The organism is Hyphomonas sp., from assembly GCF_040882205.1.
Taxonomy (GTDB): Bacteria; Pseudomonadota; Alphaproteobacteria; order Caulobacterales; family Hyphomonadaceae; genus Hyphomonas.
In genome coordinates, this window is record NZ_JBBEBT010000002.1 from 1 (window position 1) to 9,190 (window position 9,190).

Genomic DNA, 9,190 nt, shown 5'->3' on the forward strand with positions numbered 1-9,190 from the left:
GTCGCCGCCGGGCGTCAGGCCGACCCGGGCCATTTCGGCGGCCACCCAGGCGGCGGAGGCTTCGCCGGCCAGTGTGCCGGGGCCGCGGCCCTCGAAGGTATCATCGGCGAGCGTCTTGATGCGCACCGCCAGGTCATCGGCGGTAATCTCCGGCGCGGTGCCTTCCGGCAGCGCCAGCAGCAGTTCCTCGGCGACGACGGCAGGTGTTTCGGCTGCGGTTTCGGTAGCGCCGGGCGCGCAGGCGGTCAGCGAAAACGCTGCAGCGGCGCTGAGAAGGGCAAGGCGTTTCATCATGTCAGGGTTTCCCGCAAGATATGCAGGCCGGGGGCGCCGGCCAGAATTTCAGATGGGTCGGGTCTCGCATGTCACGTTGGGGTCATCAAGCGTAGCCCGGGTGCTTTTCCGGCGCGCGTCGTGTGTTTGCAGTCTTGTCACTGGGCGTTCAGGTGCAAATTCTATACTCCTGAGGAAAGTGACCGGCAGGGGCCGAAGAGGTATCAGGCATGAGCATCAAGGTATTTCAGGACTGGGCAACCCGCGCGCGAATGGGCCTGACGGCCCTGCTGGCAGGCCTTGCCGCCCTGGCTTTGCCGGCCTGCGCCCATCCGGTCCTGATCGGTGCGCTTGAACCGGGCGCCCGGGTCGAGGCGGCTTTCCTTCCGGATGAGGATACGTTCGTCGCCTCCGATGGCACCCGCCTCGGGCTTACGGTCTGGCCGGCCGCAGGAACCGACGATCCGGAATATGTGGTCGTAGGCGTGCACGGCATGAGCGACTATGCCGGCGCCTTCCATATGGCCGCGCCCTACTGGGCCGCGCGCGGTGTGACGACCTATGCCTATGATCAGCGCGGCTTCGGACGTTCCCCCAAGAAGGGCTTCTGGCCGCAGGAGGAGCTGCTGCGGCAGGACCTGCGAACGGCGGTCGATGTCGCGCGCAAGCGCCATCCTGACGCCGTAATCACAGTGGTGGGCATCTCGATGGGCGCGTCTGTTGCGATGACGGCGTTCGGATCGGACAAGCCGCCGACGGCAGACCGTTTGATCCTCTCCGGTCCCGGCCTGCGCGGCTGGGGCGCCATCAATCCGCTCTACCGCCTGAGCCTGCTCGCCTCGGCGCACATGAGCCCCGGCTGGATAGTTGTGCCGCCGGCGGGCCTGATAAAGATCGAACCGTCAGACAATAACGCAATGCTGCGTCGGACATGGTCCGACCCGCACATGACTTACGAGAACCGCATCGATCAGGTCTACGGCCTCGTGAACCTGATGGAGAATGCCCACTGGGCTGCCCCGCGCCTGCCGAAATCGTTGCCGGTGCTCGCGTCATATGGCGCCAGAGACATTGTGATCCCGCAGAACGGCATGGCGCGCACCGCGAAGCTGCTGCCGGCCAGTGCCCGCACAGTCTACTACAGGAAAGGGTACCATATGCTGGAGCGCGACCTGCAGGCCGAAAAGGTGCACGCCGACTATCTCGCTTTCATGAAGGATCCGGATTCGCCGCTGCCGAGCGGGGAGGGGGCATGGCCCTTCCTCCAGATGTGCGAAGCCGCTGCACCGGCCCCCGCGATCGGGGCTTGCCGCTGATGCCGGATGCCTGAATTACGCGACAGCGAAGGCGTCCTCCTGGCGCATGACGGCGCGCGCCTCGGGCTGACTGTCTGGCCTTCGGCGGAGGGCGGCGATCCGCAGCATGTGATTGTCGCCGTCCACGGCATGAACAATTACGCCGGCGAGTTCCGCCTTGCGGCGCCGGAATGGGCGGTGGCGGGCGTGCCGGTCTATGCCTATGACCAGCGCGGCTTCGGCCGGTCGGTCAATCGTGGCATCTGGGCGGGAGATGACCAGATGCAGGAAGACCTGCGTACCGCGGCGGCGCTCGCCCGCGTGCGCCATCCGCAGTCATTAATTACGGTGGTCGCGATTTCGATGGGCGCGGCGCTGGCGATCACGGCGTTTGCATCGGATCGTCCGCCGGACGCTGACCGGCTCATCCTCTCAGGCCCGGGTCTGCGCGGATGGGGCGCGCTCAATCGCGTCGTCGCCTCGACATTGCGGGCAAGCGCCAGAGCCGCTCCGGCAATGGTCGTGCGGCCACCGAGATTCGCAAAGCCAAAGATGACGGACAATGACGCCTTCCTCGCAGAGCAGGCTGCTGATCCCTGGCACATGGAGGAGAACCGCATTGACCAGCTGCACGGGGCGGTCTCGCTGATGGAGCGTGCGCATGGCGATGTGGCAAGGTTGCCCGCAGGTGTTCCGGTGCTGGCGTCCTATGGCGCGCGCGACCAGGTTGTGCCGCCTGACGGGCCGAGGCGGACGGCGCCCTTCCTGCCCAAACATGTCCGCACGGTGTATTATCCGGAAGGCTACCATGTGCTGCTGAGCGACCTCCAACGCGGCCGGGTGATCGCCGACTATCTGGCCTTCATGCGTGATCCGGCGACCACTTTGCCGAGCGGTGAAGGGGAATGGCCGTTCCGTTAAGCCACTGGCGGTTGCCATTCCACAGCTGTAGCCCCCTTGTGGCGCTGGTCGCGTGGACAAATATAAGGGCATCTGCCAAACCCGTCGGCAAGCGATTCAGCCAATTTTTTCAAAGGCTCCCTTGATGTCCAGTATCCATGAGACCGCCCTAAACCTTGTCCCGATGGTCGTCGAGCAGACGAGCCGTGGAGAGCGGGCCTTTGATATCTTCTCTCGGCTCCTGAAGGAGCGCATCATCTTCGTCACTGGCGGCATCGATGACAGCATCGCTGCGCTGACGACGTCGCAGTTGCTGTTCCTCGAATCCGAGAACCCGAAGCGCGAAATCGCCATGTATATCAACAGCCCGGGCGGATATGTCTCTTCGGGTCTCGCGATCTATGACACCATGCAATACGTCCGCTGCCCGATCTCCACGGTCTGCATCGGCCAGGCGGCATCGATGGGCTCGCTGCTGCTTGCCGCTGGGGAAAAGGGCATGCGGATCGCCCTGCCGAATGCCAGAGTGATGCTGCACCAGCCGTCGGGGGGTTATTCGGGTGTTGCGACAGACATCGAGCGTCACGCTGAAGAGATTATCGAATTAAAGCGCCGTCTTAACAATATCTACGTGCGCCATACTGGCCAGCCGTATGAAGTGATCGAGCGAACACTTGATCGTGACACTTTCCTGACCGCGGAACAGGCCATGGAATTTGGCATTGTGGACAAGGTTTACGAGCGCCGCTCAGCTGATGACGAGAAATAACCGCTATTTTTCAACGTGCGGCCCGCCCCTTGCAGGCTGAGCGAACAACTATAGACTTAGAAAGACGGGATCGCATCTGGGCGGGCTTTAAAGCCTGCGTTAAGCGTTTCGCGGCATTGAGGACGTTATGACGAAGCAAACTGGCTCCGGCGACTCCAAGAACACGCTCTACTGCTCTTTTTGTGGAAAGAGCCAGCATGAGGTGAAAAAGCTCATCGCTGGGCCCACCGTGTTCATCTGCGATGAGTGCGTCGAACTCTGCATGGACATCATTCGTGAGGAGAACAAGACCTCCGCGATCAAGTCCCGTGAGGGCGTACCCACGCCGCAGGAGATCTGCGATGTGCTCGATGACTATGTCATCGGCCAGCGTCACGCCAAGCGCATCCTCTCGGTTGCGGTGCACAACCATTACAAGCGCCTCTCCCATGCTGGCAAAGCCGATGGGGTTGAACTGTCCAAATCGAACATCCTGCTCGTCGGCCCGACGGGTTGCGGCAAGACCCTTCTCGCGCAGACCCTCGCGCGCATCCTCGACGTGCCTTTCACTATGGCCGACGCCACGACGCTGACGGAAGCGGGCTATGTCGGTGAGGACGTCGAGAACATCGTCCTGAAACTGCTCCAGGCAGCCGACTACAATGTCGAGCGCGCCCAGCGCGGCATCGTTTACATCGATGAAATCGACAAGATCTCGCGCAAGTCGGACAATCCCTCGATCACGCGCGACGTGTCGGGCGAGGGCGTCCAGCAGGCGTTGCTGAAGATCATGGAAGGCACTGTCGCTGCGGTTCCGCCGCAAGGCGGGCGGAAACATCCGCAGCAGGAATTCCTGCAGGTCGACACGACGAACATCCTGTTCATCTGCGGCGGCGCATTTGCCGGCCTCGAGAAGATCATCGCCGCGCGTGGTGACAATGCCTCGATTGGCTTCGGTGCCACGATCAAGAATGCAAGCGACAAGGGCGTCGGCGAAACGCTGCGCGGCACCGAGCCGGAAGACCTGCAGAAGTTCGGTCTGATTCCGGAATTCATCGGTCGTCTCCCGGTCATCGCAACTCTGGAAGACCTGGATGAGAAGGCCCTCATCCAGATCCTTACCCAGCCGAAGAACGCCCTGCTCAAGCAGTACCAGAAGCTTTTCGACATGGAGAACGTGGCCCTCACCTTCACGCCCGAGGCGCTTGTTTCGGTGTCGCGCAAGGCGATCGGTCGCAAGACCGGTGCGCGCGGTCTGCGTTCCATCATGGAGAGCATACTCCTCGACACGATGTTCGAACTGCCGAACCTGCGCGGTGTTGAAGAAGTCGTGATCAATGCCGAAGTTGTGGAAGGCAATGCCGAGCCACTCTACGTGCACGCCAGCAAGAGCCAGACTGAAGCGGGCTGAAGCCCCTCCGGATACGGACGAAACAAGAGCCCCGGCCTCAGCGCCGGGGCTTTTTCATTCGGGAAGGCGGATCGTCAGAATGTCCACGCGGGGCGGCATCATGAAGCGCATCGGCACGCCGGCCATGCCGGTGCCGGTCGTCACGTAGACGAGGCGCTCACCGGCCGGGCAAGCGAAGCGGTGCAACTCCTTGTCGAAAGGCCCGGTGACCGGAAGGAAGCTCTTGTAAACCCCCGGAATACGCACCTGTCCGCCGTGCGTATGTCCGGCGAGCATCAGGTCATAGAGGAAGTCATCCGGCACGACGAGCGCGGTATCCGGATTGTGCGTCAGCAGGACCACAGGCTTGCCCGGGGGCAGGGCGGCAGAGAATCTGAAATCCTGGCGGCGTTGCCAGAGATCGGAGGCGCCGGAGACGATGATCGCCTGTCCGCCAATTTCCACTTCGACAGCCCGGTTGTGCATGACGGTGGCGTCCGCCGCACTGAATGTTGATAGGATGGCGTCGCTGAGGTCATTACCTGGAAAGCCGACATCGTGGTTGCCAAGCACCGCGAACAGGGGTGCCTCAAGGTCCTTTAGCGCGGCGAAGTCTTCGGGAATGTCCTCTGCATCCGGATGATAGGTGAGGTCCCCCGCCAGGAAGACGGCGTCCACGCCCGCCGCATTGATGCGCTTCACAATGCGCTCGACCGGCATGGCGTGCCCGAAAATGCCGATATGCGTGTCACCAAACAGGGCAATGCGAATGGATGGGGAGGTCTCGCTCGCGCCTGGAAGGAGGATCGTCTCCGCGTGCGTGAACAGCAGCCGTGGCTCGATGAAGCGGGCATAGGCCGGCACACTGGACAGTGTGAGCGCCGCCGCCGCCGCCGCCTTCACCTGCGGCTTGCCCCGCCAGATACCCCGCACGCAAAGCGCTGCCAGCGCAAACCAGGCCCAGCTGCCCCAGAGGATCAAAAGCGTTACCATCCGCCTCTTCTGCTCAGGCTTGATAGCAAAGAAAAGGCCGGCATCCGAAGATGCCGGCCCCGGCGTCAGGCCATGAGGCCAGTCCGCTTACATCTTATAGTACATGTCGAATTCGACCGGGTGCGGATGGAGTTCATACCGCATGTTCTCCTCCATCTTGAGGTCGATATAGGCGTCGATCTGATCGTCGTCGAACACGCCGCCTTTTTTGAGGAAGGCGCGGTCTGCATCGAGGGCGCCGAGCGCTTCACGCAGCGAACCGCAGACTTGCGGGATCTTTGCAGCTTCAGCCGGCGGCAGGTCGTATAGGTCCTTGTCCATGGCATCGCCCGGGTGGATCTTGTTCTCGATGCCGTCGAGGCCAGCCATCAGCAGGGCTGCGAAGGCGAGATAGGGGTTCGCCATCGGATCCGGGAAGCGGGCTTCGATGCGTTTCGCCTTCGGGTTCGAGCCGAACGGAATGCGGATCGAGGCCGAACGGTTACGCGACGAGTAGGCCAGCATGACCGGCGCCTCATAGCCCGGGACGAGGCGCTTGTAGCTGTTCGTCGACGGGTTGGTGATCGCGTTCAGCGCTTTCGCGTGCTTGATGATGCCGCCGATATAGTAGAGGCACATGTCGCTCAGGTCGGCATATTTGTTGCCGGCGAACAACGGCTTCCCGTCGTTCCAGATCGACTGGTGGACGTGCATGCCAGAACCGTTGTCCTTGTACATTGGTTTGGGCATGAAGGTTGCCGACTTGCCGTAGGACGCCGCTACGTTGTGGATCACGTACTTGTAGAGCTGCATCCGGTCAGCCATCACCGTCAGCGTCGAGAACTTGAGGCCAAGCTCGTGCTGGGCAGGCGCCACCTCGTGGTGGTGCTTCTCGGGATCAAGACCGATTTCGCCCATGATGGTGAGCATCTCGCCGCGCATGTCCTGCTCGGAGTCGATCGGCGGAACAGGGAAGTATCCGCCCTTCGGGCCAGGGCGATGGCCCATGTTGCCCATCGGGTATTCTTTACTCGTGTTGATTGGCAGTTCTGACGAGTCATAGCTGTAGCCTGTGCTGTGCGGCTCCACCGACCAGCGCACGTCATCGAACACGAAGAACTCGGCTTCCGGGCCGAAGAACACGGTATCGCCGATGCCCGAGGCCTTCACATAGGCTTCGGCCTTCTTGGCAGTGGTGCGCGGGTCGCGGTTGTAGGCCTGGCCGCTGACCGGATCGAGCACATCGCAGATCACAGCGAGCGTCGACTGCTGGAAGAACGGGTCAATAATAGCGGTTGACTGGTCAGGCATGAGGAGCATGTCGGACTCGTTTATGGCCTTCCAGCCGGCAACCGAGGAGCCGTCAAACATCTGGCCCTCGGAGAAGAAATCCTCGCCGACCATGCCTTTGTGGAACGTTACGTGCTGCATCTTTCCGCGCGGATCGGTGAAGCGAAGGTCGACATACTGGATGTCCTCATCCTTCATTTTTTTATAGAGTTCATCAGCCATTGGTTTTGCCTTCGGGTGAGCTGTTTGAGCTGTCTGACATGTTTGCGGCGCGAGGCGCCGTGAGTGGTTTAGAGCGCCGCGTCGCCTGTCTCGCCTGTGCGAATGCGCACCGCGTCGATAACATCGGAGACGAAGATCTTACCATCCCCGATCTTGTCGGTATGGGCTGCTTTTTTGATTGCCTCGACGGCGCCCTCAACAGCGCTGTCGGCGAGCACGACTTCGATCTTCAGCTTCGGAAGGAAGTCGACGACGTATTCCGCGCCGCGGTAGAGTTCGGTGTGGCCGCGCTGGCGTCCGAAGCCTTTGGCTTCGATGACAGTCATGCCTTGCAGTCCGATTTCCTGAAGGGCTTCCTTCACATCGTCGAGCTTGAACGGTTTGATAATGGCTTCGATCTTTTTCATGCGTGGTTCTCCCCAGCCGCCGGGTTAAGATTTCAAACGTGCGTATGGGGTGTTGGGGGTGGACGCGATAGAAAGGGACGGGAGTCGTGCGCCGGGAAGGCTCCATGGTAAACAATGAGGCGTTCGCGCCTAACAATTGAGCAGGCAAATCCTGGCGGGTTTCCAGAACAATGACGCCTGCGTCACTTTTCATGATAATGCGCCCGTGCTACAGGAGCGCCGACAGTTGGAGCTTCGCTTATGCCTGCAGAAATCTACGTTCACCCGAACCGCCGTCCGGCGGCCTTTCGCCCGGTCAAGGCCTGGTCGCATATGCAGAAGCTCATCGCCGACAAGGAAGACACCGAACAGGTGTTCCACATCATCGAAGCACTGAACGGCAGGTCGTTCGAGCGCAACTTCAAGGCATTCGTGGCCACACCCGCAGGCAGGAAGCTGCTGGCGGCGAGGCCCTTCCTGCCGCCGATCCTGGATGATCACAGCTGGATCCACGCGCTGCCGGACGGCACCGTCGGGCGCGCTTATAGCGACTTCATGGAGCGAGAAGGCCTGACCGCCCAGGGCCTCGTGGATGAAAGCGAGAAGTTCCGTTCCGCCGCGCGCGAGTTTGATGACGACTACCAATGGTATGGCAACCGCCTTCGCGACACGCATGACCTCTTCCACGTCCTCAGCGGCTATGGCCGCGACGCGCTGGGCGAAGCCTCGCTGCTCGCTTTTACCTACGGCCAGCAGCCGGGCCTCGGCGTGATCTTCATTTCCTTCATGGGCTGCCGCACGATTGCCAGGCACGCCCCGAAGCATGCGCGAATCATGGACTGTTTTCACGAAGGCAGGCGCAACGGCGCTGCCGCCGAGAAGATCGTCCAGCAGGACATTATCGCCCTGATGCATGAGCCGCTGGACGCCGCTCGTGCCCGCCTCGGCATCCGCAAGCCGGTCACCTACAGGGAAACGCTCAAGCTGCTCTCGCAGCACGGCTACGCTCCATCCCTGCAGCCGCAGGACCCGGCCGCTGAGCCGGTTGCCGCGTGATTTGGCTTATCCGCCACGGTGAAGCAGCGGCAGGCTGGGGCGACCATCCTGATCCGGGTCTGAGTGAGATTGGCCACAAGCAGGCCGAGGCCGTTGCTGCGGTTCTTCTGCCCCTTCCGGTGCGCGGGCTGATCTCCAGCCCGATGCAGAGGTGCCGCGAGACCTCTGCGCCGGCATCCCGGCAGCTCGCCATGATGCCCGCGATCGCGCCGGAAGTCAGCGAAGTCGTGAAGCCGGAAGGCGTCGCGGACCGCGTCAGTTGGCTGCAGAAGGTGATGGCCGGCACATGGACCGACGCGGGCGCAGACTATGTCGCCTGGCGCCGCCGGGTCGGTGACTTCGTCGGGGGCCTGCCGGAAGGGACCGTCGTTTTCTCCCACTTCGTGGCGATCAACGCGCTCTGCGGCCTGCTCGAAGGCGATGACCGCGTTACGGTGTTCCGCACGGGACACTGCTCCGTTACGCGCCTGGAGCGGCGCGCAGGTGTGCTGCGTGTGGCAGAATATGGAAGCGAAGCGGCGACTCGCGTGCTATGAGCCGCCCCTATGGGCAGACCTATTCTCACGCCGCAGGAAATGCGGCTCGCTGAGCGGGCGATCTTCGCAGCCGGCATCGATAGTTTCACCATCATGCAGCGCGCCGGCGAGGCGGTTGCCGA

The 9,190-nt window shown here is 62.1% G+C and carries 9 protein-coding genes and 1 pseudogene; 6 read left to right on the top strand and 4 right to left on the bottom strand.

Annotated elements, in window-relative coordinates; translation table 11 throughout:
* A pseudogene (locus WEA77_RS00055) lies at positions 1-294 on the bottom strand (peptidase M28); the annotation flags it as partial.
* 209 nt (positions 295-503) lie between these two features.
* On the opposite strand from WEA77_RS00055, the gene WEA77_RS00060 reads away from it, so the two are divergent.
* From WEA77_RS00060 to clpX, 4 genes are all read left to right on the top strand, one after another.
* On the top strand, positions 504-1,589 hold the full coding sequence (locus WEA77_RS00060; RefSeq protein WP_368065834.1) for an alpha/beta fold hydrolase: 1,086 nt from the start codon (positions 504-506) through the stop codon (positions 1,587-1,589).
* Between the two features lie 6 nt (positions 1,590-1,595).
* Positions 1,596-2,489 (top strand): alpha/beta fold hydrolase, encoded by an 894-nt coding sequence (locus WEA77_RS00065; RefSeq protein WP_368065835.1) that lies wholly within the window; start codon positions 1,596-1,598, stop codon positions 2,487-2,489.
* Positions 2,490-2,613: 124 nt separating this feature from the next.
* Positions 2,614-3,237, top strand: a complete 624-nt coding sequence (locus WEA77_RS00070; protein ID WP_368065841.1) for an ATP-dependent Clp protease proteolytic subunit — start codon at positions 2,614-2,616, stop codon at positions 3,235-3,237.
* Between the two features lie 127 nt (positions 3,238-3,364).
* Entirely contained in the window at positions 3,365-4,627 is a 1,263-nt protein-coding gene (gene clpX / locus WEA77_RS00075; RefSeq protein WP_368065836.1) for an ATP-dependent Clp protease ATP-binding subunit ClpX, read from the top strand.
* Positions 4,628-4,681: 54 nt separating this feature from the next.
* Here the strand turns inward: clpX and WEA77_RS00080 are convergent, their stop codons facing one another.
* The 3 genes from WEA77_RS00080 to WEA77_RS00090 form a co-directional block, all read right to left on the bottom strand.
* Complete coding sequence (locus WEA77_RS00080; protein WP_368065837.1) at positions 4,682-5,599, bottom strand: metallophosphoesterase; 918 nt, start codon at positions 5,597-5,599, stop codon at positions 4,682-4,684.
* A gap of 87 nt (positions 5,600-5,686) precedes the next feature.
* Entirely contained in the window at positions 5,687-7,090 is a 1,404-nt protein-coding gene (gene glnA / locus WEA77_RS00085) for a type I glutamate--ammonia ligase (RefSeq protein ID WP_368065838.1), read from the bottom strand.
* Between the two features lie 68 nt (positions 7,091-7,158).
* Positions 7,159-7,497, bottom strand: coding sequence for a P-II family nitrogen regulator (locus WEA77_RS00090; protein WP_291044186.1), 339 nt, complete (start codon positions 7,495-7,497; stop codon positions 7,159-7,161).
* 240 nt (positions 7,498-7,737) lie between these two features.
* Between WEA77_RS00090 and WEA77_RS00095 the strand changes: the two genes are divergently transcribed.
* Both WEA77_RS00095 and WEA77_RS00100 read left to right on the top strand, forming a co-directional pair.
* On the top strand, positions 7,738-8,532 hold the full coding sequence (locus WEA77_RS00095; RefSeq protein WP_368065839.1) for a Coq4 family protein: 795 nt from the start codon (positions 7,738-7,740) through the stop codon (positions 8,530-8,532).
* Positions 8,529-9,068: a histidine phosphatase family protein gene (locus tag WEA77_RS00100; RefSeq protein ID WP_368065840.1), complete on the top strand. Its 540-nt coding sequence runs from the start codon at positions 8,529-8,531 to the stop codon at positions 9,066-9,068. Before WEA77_RS00095 ends, WEA77_RS00100 begins: the two co-directional genes overlap by 4 nt.
* Positions 9,069-9,190: the final 122 nt, after the last annotated feature.

What these genes read in the sequence shown, in the direction of transcription:
- WEA77_RS00060 (WP_368065834.1), top strand. Translation starts at nt 504, where the DNA reads ATGAGCATCAAGGTATTTCAGGACTGGGCAACCCGCGCGCGAATGGGC.
- WEA77_RS00065 (WP_368065835.1), top strand. Translation starts at nt 1,596, where the DNA reads ATGCCTGAATTACGCGACAGCGAAGGCGTCCTCCTGGCGCATGACGGC.
- WEA77_RS00070 (WP_368065841.1), top strand. Translation starts at nt 2,614, where the DNA reads ATGTCCAGTATCCATGAGACCGCCCTAAACCTTGTCCCGATGGTCGTC.
- clpX (WP_368065836.1), top strand. Translation starts at nt 3,365, where the DNA reads ATGACGAAGCAAACTGGCTCCGGCGACTCCAAGAACACGCTCTACTGC.
- WEA77_RS00080 (WP_368065837.1), bottom strand. Translation starts at nt 5,599, where the DNA reads ATGGTAACGCTTTTGATCCTCTGGGGCAGCTGGGCCTGGTTTGCGCTG.
- glnA (WP_368065838.1), bottom strand. Translation starts at nt 7,090, where the DNA reads ATGGCTGATGAACTCTATAAAAAAATGAAGGATGAGGACATCCAGTAT.
- WEA77_RS00090 (WP_291044186.1), bottom strand. Translation starts at nt 7,497, where the DNA reads ATGAAAAAGATCGAAGCCATTATCAAACCGTTCAAGCTCGACGATGTG.
- WEA77_RS00095 (WP_368065839.1), top strand. Translation starts at nt 7,738, where the DNA reads ATGCCTGCAGAAATCTACGTTCACCCGAACCGCCGTCCGGCGGCCTTT.